Annotated in this window: 14 protein-coding genes; 3 read left to right on the forward strand and 11 right to left on the reverse strand. The window is 51.0% G+C overall.

Translation table 11 applies throughout. The annotated features are described in order from the left end of the window. The first annotated feature begins 516 nt into the window (after positions 1-516). Positions 517-1,662 carry a sporulation protein YhbH gene (gene yhbH, locus M3223_RS11855; protein ID WP_251561605.1) on the forward strand — a complete coding sequence of 382 codons (1,146 nt, stop codon included), beginning with the start codon at positions 517-519 and terminating at the stop codon, positions 1,660-1,662. Positions 1,663-1,757: 95 nt separating this feature from the next. On the opposite strand, the gene M3223_RS11860 is transcribed toward yhbH, so the two are convergent. Then, a complete protein-coding gene (locus tag M3223_RS11860) occupies positions 1,758-1,856 on the reverse strand; it encodes a YjcZ family sporulation protein (RefSeq protein WP_251561607.1) in 99 nt (32 codons plus the stop codon). 132 nt (positions 1,857-1,988) lie between these two features. Here M3223_RS11860 and M3223_RS11865 point away from each other — a divergent pair, with 132 nt between their 5' ends. Further along, positions 1,989-3,926: a prenyltransferase/squalene oxidase repeat-containing protein gene (locus tag M3223_RS11865; RefSeq protein WP_251561609.1), complete on the forward strand. Its 1,938-nt coding sequence runs from the start codon at positions 1,989-1,991 to the stop codon at positions 3,924-3,926. Positions 3,927-3,987: 61 nt separating this feature from the next. Here the strand turns inward: M3223_RS11865 and M3223_RS11870 are convergent, their stop codons facing one another. From M3223_RS11870 to M3223_RS11900, 7 genes are all read right to left on the reverse strand, one after another. Continuing rightward, positions 3,988-4,263 carry a hypothetical protein gene (locus M3223_RS11870; protein WP_251561611.1) on the reverse strand — a complete coding sequence of 92 codons (276 nt, stop codon included), beginning with the start codon at positions 4,261-4,263 and terminating at the stop codon, positions 3,988-3,990. Between the two features lie 226 nt (positions 4,264-4,489). Then, positions 4,490-4,756, reverse strand: a complete 267-nt coding sequence (locus M3223_RS11875; protein WP_353057691.1) for a DUF3886 domain-containing protein — start codon at positions 4,754-4,756, stop codon at positions 4,490-4,492. Between the two features lie 122 nt (positions 4,757-4,878). Then, complete coding sequence (locus M3223_RS11880; RefSeq protein WP_251561613.1) at positions 4,879-5,754, reverse strand: VOC family protein; 876 nt, start codon at positions 5,752-5,754, stop codon at positions 4,879-4,881. A 203-nt stretch (positions 5,755-5,957) separates the two neighbouring features. Continuing rightward, positions 5,958-7,775 carry an APC family permease gene (locus tag M3223_RS11885; RefSeq protein WP_251562283.1) on the reverse strand — a complete coding sequence of 606 codons (1,818 nt, stop codon included), beginning with the start codon at positions 7,773-7,775 and terminating at the stop codon, positions 5,958-5,960. 505 nt (positions 7,776-8,280) lie between these two features. Beyond that, entirely contained in the window at positions 8,281-10,248 is a 1,968-nt protein-coding gene (locus M3223_RS11890) for a DUF4832 domain-containing protein (protein ID WP_251561615.1), read from the reverse strand. A 267-nt stretch (positions 10,249-10,515) separates the two neighbouring features. Then, positions 10,516-12,501, reverse strand: coding sequence for a DUF4832 domain-containing protein (locus M3223_RS11895; protein ID WP_251561617.1), 1,986 nt, complete (start codon positions 12,499-12,501; stop codon positions 10,516-10,518). Between the two features lie 488 nt (positions 12,502-12,989). Further along, positions 12,990-14,981, reverse strand: a complete 1,992-nt coding sequence (locus M3223_RS11900) for a DUF4832 domain-containing protein (protein WP_251561619.1) — start codon at positions 14,979-14,981, stop codon at positions 12,990-12,992. Positions 14,982-15,121: 140 nt separating this feature from the next. Between M3223_RS11900 and M3223_RS11905 the strand changes: the two genes are divergently transcribed. Continuing rightward, entirely contained in the window at positions 15,122-16,555 is a 1,434-nt protein-coding gene (locus tag M3223_RS11905; RefSeq protein WP_251561620.1) for a SpoVR family protein, read from the forward strand. A gap of 72 nt (positions 16,556-16,627) precedes the next feature. Here the strand turns inward: M3223_RS11905 and M3223_RS11910 are convergent, their stop codons facing one another. The 3 genes from M3223_RS11910 to M3223_RS11920 all read right to left on the reverse strand — a co-directional run bounded on the left by M3223_RS11910 (position 16,628) and on the right by M3223_RS11920 (position 18,635). After that, the gene (locus M3223_RS11910) at positions 16,628-17,305 is read right to left on the reverse strand and encodes an HAD family hydrolase (protein ID WP_251561623.1); all 678 of its coding nucleotides are present in this window, start codon (positions 17,303-17,305) and stop codon (positions 16,628-16,630) included. Beyond that, positions 17,295-17,732, reverse strand: a complete 438-nt coding sequence (locus M3223_RS11915; RefSeq protein ID WP_251561625.1) for an HD domain-containing protein — start codon at positions 17,730-17,732, stop codon at positions 17,295-17,297. The genes M3223_RS11910 and M3223_RS11915 overlap by 11 nt, the downstream gene beginning before the upstream one ends. A gap of 63 nt (positions 17,733-17,795) precedes the next feature. Further along, a complete protein-coding gene (locus tag M3223_RS11920) occupies positions 17,796-18,635 on the reverse strand; it encodes a phosphotransferase enzyme family protein (RefSeq protein ID WP_251561627.1) in 840 nt (279 codons plus the stop codon). Between the last annotated feature and the right edge of the window lie 26 nt (positions 18,636-18,661).

Raw genomic sequence — 18,661 nt, forward strand, 5'->3', positions numbered from 1 at the left:
TCTACGTTGTCGAACTTTAAATCTTACTACTGGAGTATGTGTACATTTTGAATGGCATTTCAGGAAAGGAAGGTGGAGCAACTGATGTTTAAGGCGAATGAAAATTACGGTGGGGCATAATTGCAGTGCTGCGAATCATGCAGTAACGGGTGAACCGGCTATCAATGAAAGCATCACCTCGCCTATTTGGTCGCTCTAACAAAATTTGGCCCAAATTATAAGGATAAAACTAAGATTTAATGCTTTAATCTATCGGTAATTTGCGCCAACTCTTGTAATCGAATCGTAAAGTTTTTCTCCTAATTTGTCAATCATTTATTGAATAATTAGGGGTGTTTCTCCCGAACATCCCGTTCAGATAAACATATTTACATTTGGTTTAATTGGCGCAAAAATATTTCATTGCAGGACAATCGTTTCTCCTCCGTCTCTTCCGGTCTGATTCCACTCCATTCGAATATAATTGGAGAACAGGTCCAACAGGCTCTGAAAACGAATAAAGCGGGGTGAACGGCTATGTCGGAACCGTTGTTTATCGTATCTCGCGAGGACTGGTCCCTGCACCGCAAAGGCTACCAGGACCAGACCCGGCATCAGCAGAAGGTTCGGGATGCAATCAAGCAGAATCTCAAGGATATCGTTACCGACGAGAGCATTATTTTGTCCAACGGCAAAGAAACCGTTAAGGTGCCCGTAAAGAGCATTGACGAATACCGTTTCGTCTACAACTACAATAAAAAGCAGCATGTGGGACAAGGAAACGGCGATTCCCAAGTCGGAGACGTGCTCGGCGTTGATCCCAGTTCCGCCAAAGGTCCGGGCAAAGGCCAAGGAGCCGGAGACAAAGCGGGCGAGGATTACGTGGAGACCGAGGTCACGATGGATGAGCTGGAGGATTTGCTGTTCGAGGAGCTGGAGCTGCCAAGACTGGAGCAGAAGCAGAAGGAAAATGTGCAGGCGACCGATGTCGTCTTTCAGGATGTCCGCAAAAAGGGTATTATGAGCAATATTGATAAAAAAAGGACGTTGCTGGAAAATCTTCGCCGCAACGCAGGAGCCGGACGCACCGGAATCGGCGGCATTACGCCGGAGGATTTGCGCTATAAAACATGGCAGGAAGTCATGAAGCCGCACTCCAACGCCGTTGTGCTTGCTCTTATGGACACGAGCGGATCCATGGGTTCCTTTGAAAAATATTGCGCCCGCAGCTTCTTTTTTTGGATGACCAAATTTTTGCGCCGCAAATACGAGCATGTTGAAATTGTGTTCATCGCCCATCATACGGAGGCTAAGGAAGTTACGGAAGAGGAGTTTTTTACGCGCGGCGAAAGCGGCGGCACAATCTGCTCGTCTGCTTACCAGAAAGCGCTGGACATCATCGACAGCCGATATCCGACCGCTAACTGGAATATTTATCCATTCCACTTTTCCGATGGGGACAATTTGACCTCCGACAACGAAAAATGCGTCAAGCTGATTGAAGAGCTGATGAAACGCTCCAATATGTTCGGCTATGGCGAAGTGAACCAATACAACCGCAGCAGCACGCTCATGTCGGCTTACAAGCATATCCAGACCAAAAAATTTCTCTACTCTGTCATCCGGGACAAAAGCGAGGTATACGATGCGCTGAAACGCTTTTTTGCCAAACCGGCCGGCTAACGAAATTTATTGTATGAAAACAAAAGGGCTGCGCCCCCCGCCATTCAGCGGAGATGCGCAGCCTTTTGCCGGATTTCAGCCCGAATGTGCATCAATTAAGCGGCCCAGCAAAATACACTTGCGATGATGACAAGAAGAATGAAAAGAACGAGAATTACACCCGTGCTGCCCCAACCTGCTGCTCCAATACCCATTTCACTTCACTCCTTTTTCTGGAATACTTCAGCATATGATAGGATAAGCCAATTGCTTGGATGTAAACCCAAACTGCCGTAATGCTTGCCTGAATGTAACGGGTTATCCCACATCCGTCGCGGAGGTGAATTATGACCGATTTGATAAGCACTGCTGCGGCAAGCGCTCTCATGCTGCAGCAGGAGCTGCTGGAGCGCCAAAGCCCGGACGGCTCCTGGCGGCTTTGCTGCGAAAGCGGAGTGATGAGCGACGCCTTCCTGCTCATTTTGCTCCAGTCGATTGGCCCCGGCGAACAGGATCAGGAGCTGATCCGGCGTATCTCGGCGCGAATCGCCTCCATGCAGCAGGAAGACGGCAGCTGGCGGCTGTATGCCGACCAGCGGGAAGGCCATCTTGAGTCCAGTGTGGAGGCTTATTACGCTTTGCTTGCATGCGGGACGTACCGGTACGGCGATCCCGCGCTAGTCAAAGCTCGGCGCTTCATTCTTTCCAAAGGCGGCCTCGGCGAAGTGCGCGCTATGATGACCCAGGTGCTGCTCGCCATGACCGGGCAGCTGCCCTGGCCGAAGGCTCTGCGTATTCCGGTGGAGTCGCTGCTTGCTCCATCCTGGCTGCCGCTGAGCCTGTTCGACCTGTCCGGACACGCGCGGGCGCATTTGGTTCCCGTGCTGATGCTCAGCTCCGGCGGTTATAAGCTTGGCGCAGGAAAGCTGCCCGTGCTGCAAGAGCTCATTGCGGGAGAGGAACGGAGCTTTCGTTTGCCTCCCCTGCTGCCGGAGCCGCTCTCCGGTATACTGGAAGCAATGTCATCGGGACATTCGCCGCTTTATCCTTCATCGCTCAAGCGGGCGGAGCGTTATATGGCAGAGAGAATTGAGCCAAACGGCACGCTGCTCACTTATTCCACCTCGACTATTCTTATGATTGCCGCTCTGCTGTCGATCGGTTATAAACCTGACCATGAAACGATTGTCCGGGGACTGGACGGAATCCGTTCTCTCGTTTGGCAATATCCGCATTCGCAGCTCTCGCATCTACAGATTGCTGACTCTACCGTATGGGACACGGCTATGATCGGCAGCTCCTTGTTCGAACACGGCATGGCGGCCGGGCATCCCCCGCTGCAGTCCGCTGCCCGTTTTTTGGCGGCGCGCCAGCAGTCCGAGGCGGGCGACTGGAAAAGGCGCAACCCCGATGCTGCGCCGGGAGGCTGGGGGTTCAGCAGCGTCAATACGCGTTATCCCGACGTCGACGACAGCGCGGCAGCACTGCTTTTTTTGCAGCGCGCGGGAAAGGGCGCCTCCTACTGGAGCAGCGAAGCGCAGGAGCGCGGGGGCCGCTGGATATGGTCGATGCAAAATGGCAGCGGAGGCTGGCCTGCATTTGAGCGCGAATCCGGCAGTCCGCTCATCGGGCTGATTCAATTTGAGCAAAGCGCGCAAATTGTGACTGATCCTCCAACGGTGGATTTAACCGCACGCACGCTTCAATGGGCCAGCCAAGCCGGAGCTCCGCTGCCGAGCTGGCTGGCGTCCGCGCTCCATGCCGAGGACGGTTCTCATCCCGGTATGGATGCGATCGAAAAAGCGTCCAAATGGATACTCAGCCAGCAGACGCGGTCAGGCAGCTGGCTCGGCCGCTGGGGCATCGCGCATGTGCATGGCACTGGCTCGGCCATGAGCGGTCTGCTTGCCGTTAAAGCGCCAAAAAGCGCATCCGCATTATACCGGGGTATGCAATGGCTGCTGTCCGTCCAGAACGAAGACGGCGGCTGGGGCGAATCCTGCTCCAGCGACGTTGACGGCATTTACCGTCCGCTCGGCGCAAGCACGCCATCCCAAACAGCCTGGGCGCTGGAAGGACTGCTCGCTCACCCCAATTCGCCGCAGCCATCCATCGATCGCGGAATCGCTTGCCTCTGCTCTCTGCTTGAAGCTAACGATTGGCGCAGCGTCTACCCCGCCGGCGGCGCTTTTCCAGGGCATGTTTATTTAAATTACGAGAGCAGCCGCTATATATGGCCGCTGCGCGTATTGGCTCAATATCAGAACCGGTACGCCGTCAACTGAACCAAAAAAAGAACGGTGCTGAACCGAGTCGTTACGACTCAGGCTCAGCCCCGTTCTCATTTTAAACAAACTGGTAATTTTCAACCGCGCCGCTGTCAATGCTGCAGGCAAGCACCATTGGCTCTGCCATGGCCCGCTCTCCAGCTAAAACGGCCCGTTTGAGCTCGAACTGCTGCAGATGCAGCACGCCCATTTCATCCTCCGGGTACCGCTCTACATACATACGCATTTCCGCAAGCGTCTGGTCAAGCTCCTCTAACTCATTCATATATGCGATAAACTCTTCCCCAGCGGGAAGCATCAAATTCGTATCAAATCTAACATTTGTATCCATCATTTCGTGTATACCTCCAGGTGATCTCGCTCATTTCATTCGGCCGGGTATCGCCCGCTTTCTTTATTACCACCGATTGGCTTCGCGAAACAAAAATTTCATGAACTGCGCCGTCTTAGAGTGCAGCTAAGGCACTAACTCAGCTCATACTCCAAAACAAAAAGAGCGCTCAAGAATACGCGTCTTGCCGCTCCTTTGTTTTACGATATTCTTTGAACAGCAAAAGAGTTTACTTGAACTTCTTCCAATCCATGCTGCTGTTGTTCAGCAAATACTCCATGTTGCTTTCGTTGCGCTTCTGCTCCGCCTTGCGCGCTTCCTCGGCCCGTTTGCGCTCTTCCTCGCGGATCCGCTCCTGCTCCGCCCTCATGTCGGTCGCCTGGTTTTTCAGGCGGTCCACCAGCTCGGCGGGCAGCAAATCCTTCAGCGTTGCGGGTTTGGAAGCCGCTTCGCCGCGCGGCTCCGGCGCTCTGCCGCGGTTTTTCTTCGCCATCATGCTGTTCCTCCCTCGGCCGCCGCCTTGCCGGCAGCAACTCGTGCGGGCATTATACCATAATGAAGCCGGTTTCGGCATCCGAACCACTCTTCAAACCGCATGATCTTGCTGCATTCCGCCCTTTATTGAATCACCAGTCTCAGCGTATTGCCGGACGGATCGGTTACCTCCAGCTGGCCTTCCTCCGCCTGCCGGATGTCCACGCCTCCATCTCGCAGTCTGCCAGCCGACGCTTCTCTCGCCGCCTCGTTCGGGAAAACAATCGTAACGTAGCGCAGGCCCACGGAATTCTCCTTTGGATGGCGCGCACCCTGGCCGGCCCAAATATTCAACCCAATGTGATGGTGGTAACCGCCGGCGGAGATGAACAGCGCCCCCATTAACTTCCAGGTATCCGCAGTCATGTCAAACCCCATTAAGCCACAATAGAAACGATAAGATGCGTCCAGATCCGATACGTGAAAATGAATATGCCCGATCGTAGTTCCCGCCGGAAGACCTTTCCATTCTTTCCCTTCCGCGAGGTCGAGAATTCCCCGGACATCTACAGGATCGCTGCCCATTAACACATAACCATTTTGGTCATACTTCCATTCGGAACGCGGACGGTCGCGGTAAATTTCAATGCCGTTTCCGTCTGGATCGGTAATATAAAGCGCCTCGCTCACCCCGTGGTCGCCTTGACCGATCTCAATGCCGGCTTCCGCCATATTGCGCAGCACAAGGCCAAGCGAAAGGCGGTCCGGTACCAGCAATGCAAAATGATACAGTCCTGCCGCGGAGCGCCGGTTTACCTTTGCCGCATCCGGTCTTTCCTCCAGCTCGACAAGCGTTTTTTGTCCCGGCGCGCCAAGCGCGGCTGCGCTCCCGCTGCGTTCAAGCACGCTAAAACCAAGAACATCCTTATAATAAGCAATGGACCGGTCCAAATCTTTGACCTTCAGCCTTACTTTTCCGATGTTGACGCCGGGATCGATCGATACATGTTGTTTTTCCATTATGGTTTTTCCTCCTATTATTGAAACGAATATTCTATGTCTGCACCTGTACGAATAAAAATCAATAACTTACTTAAAGTTAGTATATAACGAGAATTATAAAAGTGCAAGCTGCGATTTTGCATCTTACTCACTCCATCGGAATGCAAAAGGCATCCGCGTCTAGCGCGAATGCCTCCTTATTTTACCCTAATGCTAAAGTTCTACTGCTTCAAATGATAAGGAACCGTTGCAATGACAACATCCTTCCGGTTGAACAGATAGGTCCGCAGCAGCAGCCCCGTCTGGTTATGCAAAATATGCTGCCACCAATGCTTCGTCACAAATTGAGGAATCAGCACCGTTATGTGATCCGTCTCCGCCGTTTTCCACTCTACCGTGTCAATGAATTTGAGCAGCGGCCTCGTAATGCTGCGGTAGCTGGAGCGAAGCACGATCAGCCGCACGCCCGGATCCCATTCCGCCCACTTGGCTTCCATCCGTTCAATGGACTCGTCGTCGAATCCGACGTACACCGCTACAACGTTGTCGGTCAGCGACTTGGCATAACTGATGGAGTTGCTTACGACGCGTGTAATTCCCGCCACTGGTACAACAACGGTGCTTCCTTTAATGACCGGTTTATCAGCAGCAAGATCAATGCGCAGCTCATCGGCCACCTTCAAATAATGCTGGTGAATGCGCAGAAACAGGAACATGACTACAGGCAGGAAGATAAACACAAGCCACACCTGAGCAAACTTGGTGAATATAAAAATCAGCGTAATGCTCAGCGTGGTCAGCATGCCGACCGTATTAATGGCAAACTTGCCGGCCCATCCCTTCGGTTTGAGCCGCAGCCAGCGCAGCATCATGCCGAGCTGCGACAGCGTGAACGGAATGAACACGCCAACCGCGTACAGCGGAATCAGGTTTTCGGTATCGCCGCCGAACAGCACAACAAGCACAATTGAGAACGCCGCCAGAAAAATAATGCCGTTGGAGAAACCGAGCCGGTCTCCGCGCACCATGAACGCATGCGGCATGTATTTGTCCTTGGCCAGCATAAACGCCAGCAGCGGAAACGCCGAGTAAGCCGTATTGGCAGCCAGAAACAGAATGAGCGCCGTTACGCCCTGGATAAAATAATACAGAAATCCTCTGCCAAACGTCGAAGCCGCAATTTGCGAAACGACCGTTTCATCATGTCGCGGCGTAATGCCGTACCAGTAGGCAAGCAAGCTGATGCCGATAAACATGCTGCCGAGAATAACGCCCATCATGACCAGCGTAGCCGCAGCATTACGCTCGGCAGGCTGTTTGAAGTTCGGGATGGCATTGGATACTGCCTCTACGCCCGTAAGGGCGGAACATCCGGAGCTGAACGCCTTCAGGAGCAAAAACAGGCTGACATTGCTTACGGCCGTTCCGATTTCTGGAATATCAGGATGAGTGCCGCCAGTGAAATACCGGATTACGCCGGATATAATCAGCACAAAAATCGAGATGACAAACAGATAGATCGGCACCGCCAGCACGTTGGCCGACTCCGTTACGCCCCGCAGATTCATAATTGTCAAAAAAATGATGACAATCGTCGCAATCAAAACCCTATGGTCATGCAACGAAGGGAAGGCGGACGTAATGGCATCCGTGCCCGCTGAGGCGCTAACCGCAACGGTCAAAATATAATCGATCAGCAGCGAGCCGCCCGCAAGCAGGCCGGTTGTCGTGCCGAGATTGTTTTTGGCGACCACATAGGCTCCCCCGCCCATCGGATAGGCGTATATCGTCTGCCGGTAGGAGAGGATTAGGATGAGCAGAAGTCCGAGCACGGCAACCGAAATCGGAATGCTGTACCATACCGCCGTGAAGCCGGCAATCATCAGCGCGATCAAAATTTGCTCCGTACCGTAGGCGACGGACGATAGCGCATCGGAAGAAAGAATAGCCAGTGCTTTGAGCCGGCCCAGCTTCTCTCCTTCCAGCTCCCTGCTTTTCATCGGCCGTCCGATGAGCAGCCTTTTCATGCGGTTTGCCATCATGAATGGTGTCTCCTTTTTCAAACAGTATGCCCTAAGCGGGCCTGAACCATGTTGTATCTTACACCCGCAGCCAGAAGCTGTAAATAACTTTTTATGCCTAAAAAGTTCCCTTGTGAATGTTTAACCGCTAACTCAAAATTCCACACCAAATAATGTGCTACGGAGCTTCATCATTGCGCATCGGCCGGTACCTTTAAACGCTGTCCGCACGCCAAAAAAGGCCAACGAAAGGAGCCCCTCCCCTTCGTCCGACCTCTTCATCGTTTACTGCATCCTCAATCCTCATACTTCAATTTTTTAGAACGCTTTAAATAAGCTTGTAATCATTTGTAATCTCACTGACACGGCTTTTTCAGCTTGATTTAAGAAAGAGGCTTTATAGTAGAGACATGACCCCCCTTTGAATATAGCATCACCCTTGGGCCCCCGGCTTTTCAGCCGGCGGGTCATTTTTTTATATTAAATGGCCTCCCCCAGTCGCTCACCAGGGAAGGCCTGCATTTTATTTTGTAACACTGCCGAGCTTAAAGGCTCCGTCCGCAAGTCTTCCCGTATTAGCGAAGTCTACACCTGGAGTGCCCGTTTCAGGGTTAATGATGGCTACAGTAATTTCATAAATTCCAGAAGCAAGCAACTTAACGTCGATGGAATCCGTAACCGTACGCGTCCCGGTTGTCCATTTGGCCAGATCGGCATCCACTCGTTTCGTTGCAACAACCTGATCTCCGCTGCGAAGCTGCAGCTCAAGCGGCCAGGAGAACGGGAAATGCTGAACGCCTTTGTTCTCGACCTTCAGGGCAATCTGAAGCGAGTCGCCTGAAATTGCTGCTGGATACGAGGCTTGCTGGAGCACAAAATGGTAGCCCATTCTTTTCTTCAGCAAATTCATATTGGCCTCCAGCTCATTACCGACGGCAAGTGAAGCCGGGGAATTCGGCCCAAGCCAGCTCACCTTGCTCAGCTCGGTTTGACGCATCGTTTCAGCAAATCCGCTTCCATCGGTCAAAGCTGCTATCTTGCCGCTGCTTCCGCCGTAAAACTCTCCTGCTGAGATGCGTGTATTCCAGAAATCAGGATGCCCAGGCTGTTTTTCAGCATTCACTCCATCCGAGTAGCCCTCCTGAGTCCCTTTATACCAGCCCCAGCTTGAGTCGAAGCTCCGTTGATCACCGAATACGTCATTGAACATACCCATGACCATACCTTTGTTATTTGACTTGGCCAGGCCGACGCTTCGCCGGATCAACACCTGCATTTTATCCTCTTTACCGGAAAAAGCATCAATGTAGTGCTGGATATACTGATTGGAAACCTCGTTTTTCGGAAATACCCCCGTATAATTCTTTTCTCCGTTCGGCCCGTTATACGGCCAAGTGTGGAATTCTCCCCAATGGCCTAACGAGCCAATTTGTATAAACGCTACGGGGCGGCTGTTCGTATTGTACCGGTCGGCAATCGCTTGAATGACCTTTTTGTGATTGTCGATGACAATCGGCGAGTTATAGTTTGGAGAAAATCCTGTGTTGTTGCCGATTCCCATGCCACCCTTTTCGCGCGGATCCTGATAAGCCGTTCCGGGAGATTCGCCTGCGGCAACCATCTCGTTGTACAGCCAATCCGGAATGTCGCGATGCGGTTGGCCCTTGGGGCTGTCCATAATAAAGCGGAGCACAACCTTAACGCCTTTGCTGTTCCAGTAGTCAAAATGATTTGTTTTTTCGATAGCTGCAAAATCAAACTTGCCCTTTTCCGGCTCAAGCTCCTTCCAGGTCACTCCCGCATACACCAGCTTATGCTGCTGCGGGTAGCGGGTCGATTTGGCGCTAGGGGCCCAGCCCTTAAACGGGTTGTTGAGCGGACTGTCCAGCTCTTCGGGATAGGAAGTAATCGTTTCGGACTCATTGTCGGCGCCGCTAAGCGCGAAAGCCGGAAGCAGTTTTTTTGCTGCGGGAAGGCGATTGGCCGCCGAGTTGTTGTCTATGTAGCCAACCCGAATTGTGCTGCCGGCATTCAGCTGCAGATGAGCTAAAGCTACAGCTGCTTCAACCGCTGCTCCGCTGCGGTAAAACTGGGACAATGATGCGACATGCTTCCAGCTCCAATTGGTGCCATTTCCTGTATATCGATATAAACTTGTGCTTTCAACCAGCCATTCTGCACCAGAGGCCTCCCATCCGTAAGCTTTATAGCCGGTTGCCGAATTGTTGTCCGCATTGATCCAAAAGTTCCCTTTTGAGCTCAATCCGGCACCTTTGACAAGCAGATACAGATTCGTATCGTCATTCGCCGCTTTTAAAGAATTTGCCGTGCCTGCATTTGCAGATAATTCTGGGATTCCGTCCCAATCATTCGTGCTGCCGTCCACTGAAATGCCAGCAGCCTCCGCCATCGCCTGCTTAAAATTAGCCGCAGGTAAAACGGTTGCAAGTATAGCCAGACTCATTATAAGGCGAAACAAAATCAATTTCACAATTAACCCCCTAAGTTTGGATTTTCATAAAATCATATAACACCGGATCATTATAGATCGAGCTTTCATTGCTTTACAATATAATTCTTATTCATTGCTTTTCAATCTTTAAAATATTTACTAGAAATTATTTGCAATTTTACACATTGAAAATGATGTTAATTTATTTTACATCATTTTCAATTATAAGGTTGCATTGACTTTTTGAAAAAAAGAAAAAAAACGGCCGCCTCCCGGTTTTACCGAGAAACGGCCGCTTATCTGGTCTTACTTCGTTACGCTAGCCAGCTTGAACGATCCGTCGGAAAGACGGTTCGTGTTGGCAAAATCAACGCCCGGCAGGTTGTTTTCCGGGTTAATGATCGCAATCGCGAGATCGTACGTGCCCGCTGCAAGCGATGATACCGGGATGGAATCCGTAATGGTATAGTTGCCCGTTTTCCACGTTCTCAGGTCAACCGTCGTTACCTTTTTCGCTACAACGGTGCTGCCGCTGCGAAGCTGCAGCTCAACTGGCCATTGGAACGGGAAGTGCTGAACGCCTTTGTTTTCAACTTTCACCGTTACGTTGAAGGAGCTGCCGGAAATGACGTTAGGCCGCGTAACTTCCTTCAGCACAAAATGATACCCCATACGTTTTTCCAGAGTGTCCATATTTGCTTGCAGACTGTTGCCGACCGCCAGCGAGGCAGGAGAATTCGGCCCCAGCCAGCTCGGCTTGCTCAATTCGGTCTGACGCTGTGTTTCTGTAAAGCCTGAACCGGAGGTCAGCGCTGCGTTCATACCGCCGGAGCCGCCGTAGAACTCACCGCCGGAAACACGGGTTTCCCAGAAGTTAGCGTGATTCGGTTGCGCCTGTCCGATGTCGTCCGTGTAGCCGTTTTGCGTACCGGTGTACCAGCCCCAAGATGCGTCGAAGCTGTCTTTATGACCAAACATATCGTTGAACATGCCCAGAACCATGCCTTTATTGTTCGTTTTCGCCAAGGTGACGCTGCGGCGGATCAGCACCTGCATTTTGTCTTCCTTGCCGGAGAAGGCATCCAGGTAATGCTGAATGTACTGATCGGAAACAGCGGTTGGCGGGAACACGCCAGTGTAATTGGAACCTCCGCTCGGTCCGACGTACGGCCAGGTATGGAACTCGCCCCAGTGGCCCAGGGAGCCAATTTGGATAAATGCAACCGGACGGTCGTTCGTGTTGTAGCGGGCTGCAATCGCGTTGATCGCCATTTGGTGGCGCTGAATAACGATCGATGAGCTGTAATTTGGCGAGAAGCCCATGTTGTTGCCGGTGCCCATGCCGCCGGTCGTATCGTTGTAAGCTGTTCCCGGGTTTTGACCGGCCGCTACCATCTCGTTGTACAGCCAATCCGGAATATCGCGGTGCGCAACGCCGGACGGGCTATCCAGAATAAAGCGGAATACAACTTTTACTCCTTGACTCTTCCAATGGGCAAAATTGTTCGTCGCTTCAATTGCGGCGAAATTGTACATGCCTTTAGTGGACTCCAGCTCTTTCCAGGTAACTCCGGCATATACAAGCCGGACATTTTGCGGATAACTCGTGTTTTTCGCCGAAGGAGACCAGCCTTTGAACGGGTTGTTGAGCGGGCTGTTCAGCTCCACCGGATAAGAGGTCGTATTGCTGCCCGTGCTGCCTGAGCTGATAAGCGTGTATGCAGGAAGCGATTGGCTGGCTGCCGGAACACGCGATGTAGCGGAGCCGCCGTCTATGTAGCCGGCTCGAATCGTGCTTCCTGAGCTAAGGGAAAGTGTGGAGAGCGGAATAGCCGCTTCAATTACAGAGGAGCTGCGGTAAAATTGCGCCGAGGATAGCGCGATAGGCGGATCCCATGACCAAGTGCTGCCGGTACCCGTGTATCTTAACAAATTATTGTTTTCGAGCATCCATTCTACGCCTGTGGAGCTCCAGCCGGATGCCTGATATCCGGTGGATGTATTATTGTCGGTATTCAGCCAGAAGTTTCCGGTAGTCGTGCTCAAGCCTGCGCCTTGCACAAGCAGATACAGATTTGTGCCGTCGTTTGTTACCTTTAACGTTTGCGCCGCTACGCCGGAATTGGTAGCCACCGAACTGACGCTGCTCCAATCGCTTACACTTCCGTCAACCGTAATCGTAGCCGCTTGAGCTTCAGGCAGGGAACCAAACGGGGGAAATAACGCAATAAGCAATGCGAAAGCCAATAAAGTTTGGGCCAATTTACTTCTTTTTATTGATCGGGTTTTCATCTTTTTCCTCCTCATCGTTTATAATGCGCTTACATTTTTGCCCGTAAAAATGTAAATCACCCTGAGACTTTTCAGCAATCCCCCCTTTCAATACGCTAAATACGCTTGAAATCAAGACGATAATGCTTTAAATGAAGTCTGTTGCAGAGTAATATTTTGCGCCAAACGATGCCTTGGGACTTATTATAAATGATGAAGATATTGGGCACAATAATTATTTTTCCCTAGATTTGTTTTCCGCAAAATTGCGCCAAAAACCTCTGTCTCAAATTTGTAACCGGATTGACATGTCCTTTTCAGTTTCATTTAAGCAAGAGGGGGTATAGTTATCCCATGACCCCCCTTTGAATATAGCATCACCTTGGGCCCACCGGTTTTCGCCGGCGGGTCACTTTTTTTTGGAACATGAATACGAAAAAAGACAGCCGCATCCGGTTCACTGCCGGATCGGCCGCCTTTTTTCCATTGATTCCTAGACGAATGTTGAGTTACTTCGAAACGCTGCCCAGCTTGTACGAGCCGATAGGGAAGCGGCCTTTGTTGGCAAAATCGATACCGGCTCTGCTCGTTTCCGGGTTAATAATCGCAACGGATATATCGTATTTTCCCGAGGCGAGCGAAGCAATCGGAATGGAATCCGTTACGGTGTAGGTGCCGGTTCTCCACGTTCTCAGATCAGCCGTAGTCCTCTTTTTGGCTACTACCGTATCCCCTTTACGAAGCTGGAGCTCCAGCGGCCAATGGAACGGAAAATGCTGTACGCCTGCATTTTCGACCTTTAGCGTTATTTTGAAGGAGCTGCCCGCCAGCGCCGCCGGATGCGTCACTTCCTTCAGCACAAGATGATAGCCCATCCGTTTTTTCATCTTGTCCATGTTACCTTGCAGGCTATTGCCCGCCGGCAAAGCAGCTGGAGAGTTGGGGCCCAGCCAGCTGACTTTGCTCATCTCCGTCTGGCGCATCGTTTCATCAAAACCGCTGCCTTCCGTCAGGGAAGCCTTCATGCCAACCTCGCCGCTATAAAACTCTCCCGCAGATATACGGGTATCCCAGAAGTTTGGATTGCCCGGCTGTTTTTGGCCAAGGTCATCCCAATATCCGTTTTGCGTTCCGGTATACCAGCCCCAATCGGAATCGAAGCTAGGCTTATCGCCGAATACGTCGTTGAACATGCCGAGCTTCATGCCTTTATTGTTGCTCGTCGCCAGTCCGACACTGCGGCGAATCATCACCTGCATCTTATCTTCCTTGCCCGCAAAGGCATCAATGTAATGCTGGATATACTGGTTTGATACATCATTCGGCGGAAATTCTCCTGTGAAGTGAGTGCTAACGGAGCTGGCCGGAGTTTCGGTATACGGCCAGGTGTGGAATTCTCCCCAATGGCCCAGCGAACCGATCTGCACAAATGCAACAGGGCGCGCGTTGGTGTTGTAACGAGCGGCGATGGCGTCGACCGCCATTTTATGCCGCTGAATGACGACCTTCGAGCTGTAGTTAGGCGAGAAGCCGCGGTTATTCCCGGCACCCATACGCCCTGTTGTATCGTTATACACCGTTCCAGGCGAATCGCCAGCTGCAACCATTTCATCATAGAGCCAGTCCGGAATATCGCGGTGAGCCTCTCCCGTCGGACTGTCCATAATAAAGCGGAATACGATTTTTACCCCTTTGCTCTTCCAATGGGCAAAATTGTTGGTCTTCTCGACCGCATCAAAATCCAGCTTCCCTTTAACCGGCTCCAGCTCTTTCCAGGTCACTCCGGCATATACAAGCTTGTGCGGCTGCGGATATCCGGTCGTTTTAGCCGTTGGCGCCCATCCTTTAAAAGGGTTATTAAGCGGGCTGTCCAGCTCCTCCAGAGCGGTCGTTACCGTTGACGGCTCTGCGGCCTCTGCCGCTACTACATAAGCAGGGAGTGCGCCGTCTGCCGCCGGAAGCCTGTTGCTTGGCGAATTGTTGTCGATGTAGCCTATTTTTATGGTGCTACCCGTAGTCACTTTTAAAGTGGCGAGCGGCACAACGGCCTCGATGACAGTGGACGAACGTTTGAACTGCTCAGGCGAAAGTGTGGCCGCTTTATCCCAGCTCCAGGATTGGCCATCTCCGGTATAAGTGTACAGGGTATCGTTTTCCAGAAACATCTCAACCCCTGTTTCTCCCCAGCCCGAAGCCTTGTACCCGGTCGCTGCATTATTATCGGTATTCAGCCAGAAGCTGCCGGTAGCGGTACTAAGACCAGCGCCTTTTACAAGCAAGTATAAATTTGTGTTATCGTTGGCAGCCTTTAAGCTCTGCGCTGTACCGGCATTTGTTGCGAGCTCCTTGATTCCATCCCAGTCGCTGCTGTTTCCATCTACCGTAATGGTCGCTGCATGCGCTGTTGGCACGGAACCCATCGGAATGAATAAGGCAACGGCCAAAGCAGCTGTTACCGTAATAGCGGTAAGCCATCTATACTGTCCCACAAAATGTCTCACATCCAACCTCCATCATATTTGGCATCAGCGTTACCTTTTCCCAAACGAAATGGCTCCATGCAGATGGTTAGCTCATAGTCCCGTCCAACCGCGCATACATTGGGTATGAACCTTAACTTTGGCACGGAGGGATGAACGATATGACCCAGGACGAGATCCGCCAGCTCGAGCGGGCGATTGATGAAATTACCGAGATCGCCGTCGGCTTCGGTCTGGACTTCTACCCGATGCGATACGAGATCTGCCCGGCGGACATTATTTATACGTTTGGCGCGTACGGCATGCCGACCCGTTTTTCGCACTGGAGCTTCGGCAAATCCTTTAATAAAATGAAGCTGCAGTATGATCTTGGCTTGAGCAAAATTTACGAGCTCGTCATCAACTCCAATCCGTGTTACGCCTTCCTGCTGGACGGGAACTCCCTCATCCAAAACAAACTCATCGTGGCGCATGTGTTGGCACACTGTGATTTTTTCAAAAACAACGCCCGTTTCCGCAACACCAACCGCGATATGGTCGAGAGCATGTCCGCCACCGCCGAGCGGGTCAGCCAGTATGAAATGCTGTACGGTACCGAAACCGTTGAGTCGTTCATCGACTCCGTGCTGGCGATCCAAGAGCATATCGATCCCAGCTTGGTAAAGCCAAGACAGATGGACAAATCCCGCCATGACGAATTTCTTCGCAAGGAAGCCGATAACGCCGAGGAAAAGCGCGCGGGCGAGTATGACGATTTGTGGTTGCTGGATGAAAGCAACGCTGGTGATCAGGAGGTTCCGCAGGACCCGCAGCGCTTTCCGCGCCGTCCTGAAAAGGATCTGGTATGGTTCATTGAAGAGCATAGCCCCACCATGCAGGACTGGCAGCGGGATATCATGAGCATGCTTCGCGAGGAAATGTTGTACTTCTGGCCGCAGATGGAGACAAAAATAATGAATGAAGGCTGGGCCTCCTACTGGCATCAGCGCATCATTCGTGAAATGGACCTGACGAGCGAGGAAACGATTGAGTTCGCCAAGCTCAACTCCTCCGTAGTCGTGCCAGGGCGCGGCAGCCTCAATCCGTACTACCTGGGGCTGAAAATTTTCGAGGATATCGAAAAGCGCTGGGAAAACCCGAGCGAGGAAGATCAACGGCGTTTTGGCTACAAGCAGGGACGCGGCCGCGAGAAAATATTTGAGGTTCGCGAGCTTGACTCCGACACCTCGTTTTTGCGGAATTATTTGACCAAACCGCTCGTTGAGGAGCTGGACCTGTACATTTTCGAGAAAAAAGGACCGGAATGGAAAATTACCGATAAAACGTGGAAAAACATCCGCGAGCAGCTTGTGTACTCCCGCATTAATGGAGGCTTCCCGGTCCTTGAGGTGCTGAATGGCGACTTTAACCGGGTTGGGGAGCTTTATCTGGGGCATAAATACGAGGGTGTTGAACTAGATCTGAAATACGTGGAGCGCACCCTCCCCCACGTCGTAGCGCTCTGGGGCAAAGCGGTGCATCTGGAAACCGTTGTGGAAGACAAAAAAATCGTCTTCAGCTGCGACGGCAAAAAGACGAGCCGGAAATTCATCTGAAGCAACAAGCTCCCGTGACGCTTTTACAGCGCTCGGGAGCTTTTTTTTAACGATTAATTGAAATCATGAGGTTCATAACGATAATTGCAACAAGTGAATCACATCGCTAGGACGAGTTACTCTTTCGAACTTACTGTCGATATGCGAGTTAAACCAAACGGCGCGATAAGGCTTTAAACCAGCATCGCTGGCCCCCTCCAATTCATTGGAACCGCCATCTCCGATGAAAACAGCTTCTGAAGGCGCAACTCCGAGCCGGCTGCACGCCAATTCATAGATTCTCTTATCGGGCTTTGCTAATCTGACCTCATACGAAAATATCGCTTCATCAAAATAAGGAGCCAGCTCACAATGTCGCCATTCCCGTATTTCCTCTTCCGTGCAGTTGCTGACCAGAGCAAGCTTGACTCCCGAGCTTTTAAGCGCAGCCAGCATTTCCAACATGTCCGGACGGATCTTTCTAAACGGAATTCTCTTCTCTTCCATTCTCATCTCATACAGAGCTTCAATGGAAGCAGAATTTATTTTCAGCTGGCGCTTGTTCAGGATATCTTCCAAAACGGCGAAATAGTCCGCAAATGTCCCATTCATACGATCGCTGCTGCGGCGCCGCCATTCCAGCTTAAACTCATCATTGGATAATCCGAGCAACGTTTGATAATCATAATCTCGTTTTGAAATTCTTGTTGAATGGTCAAATTCAGTAATTAACGTTTCAAACAGGTCGAACAGAACCGCTTTAATTGGCATCCGGCTTCATCTCTCTTCTCAATATTTTGAGAGCCTCACGGTATTTCTCCAGTCTTTTGTAGTCCTTTTCGGTTGGTTGATTAATTCTTGCTATATTCATATTCTCTTCTATATCAGCTATTTTAACCATTTTAGATAGCGGATTGTGAAGTGTTTTCCGAACGAACTGCTCGTAACTGTCCAATTGGGATCTCGTTAATAATCCGATAGCTTCCACAACTTCTTGTGAAAACCCCAGCTCTCGCAGTTGATCAAGCGTGATATCCGTGTCCTCCACAACGTCATGAAGCACAGCTACAATCTTTTCGTCGATCGTTTCTACCCGGTTCATAACGGCCAACGGATGCAAAATGTAAGGGGCCCCGCCCTTATCAACCTGACCTTTATGCGCCTGAAGAGCGAGCGAGATAGCCAGTTCAATGTTCATCGGATTCGCTCCTTTTCAAGTCCCACGAATTTGCCTATTAATTTTTTTGTTATAACTTTCCGTCTACCTGAATTCGACTGAATCTTGTCCCATCAGTGGAGAGCGTCTCAGCAAATGTTTAATGATCCATCCATCGTAGTCGATAAGAATGCCTTTCGCCATATCTCGGCAAGCACTTTCGATAAGCCAAGCCCACCACATTGGTGTAATTAATTCCCACTCCTCAGGTTCAAGCGGCGAAAAATCGTTATACGCATGGATGACCTCATCATGCACACCGCGCCACGAAAGCGCAAAGTCGGCGATTCTATGATTCCAATGAGCTAGCTCAAAATCAAGAATACCTGAGAGGCACCCATCTTTAAAACGTAAATTCCACGGGGTAAAGTCTCCATGTATGATAATGCCACTCCTAATTTGAGGCTTTAGTTCAATAATTCGCTCGCGCGCTCGATCAAGGTGCCATCGTAATATGCTAATTTCTTCAGGCCGTTTCTGATCATTTTCAGAGAGGATACGATCTAGGGTTAAGTCCCCGAGGATTTCTTCACAACGTCGCCAATTTTCGCGTTGCTCAAATCCGGTAAGCTGTGCAAGACTAGTATGAAATTTCGCAAGAAGTTCACCACGTGTACGTTGTTCCATCATTCGGTTTTCTACCGGTGGAGGATCACCAGAAAGATAAGGAAATAAGCACCAGAAATAACTGCTTAATTCAATAGGTTCGTTGACAGCTGGAGCGACTGGCCACCCCAGCTTAGCGATACTTGTAAGCAAGCGTAATTCATAGTCGATATCTGGAGCGGAATTAAGCCACCAACGGCGCAAGACAAGTTGTTCTCCGCGAAAATTTACAAGCCAATGCTGATTGAATCTACCGCCCAATGGACGAATTAATTTCACTTCAAAATTGTCCAGTATTTCGTCGC

The sequence above is a fragment of the Paenibacillus pasadenensis genome, from assembly GCF_023715725.1.
GTDB classification, from domain to species: domain Bacteria; phylum Bacillota; class Bacilli; order Paenibacillales; family Paenibacillaceae; genus Paenibacillus_O; species Paenibacillus_O pasadenensis_A.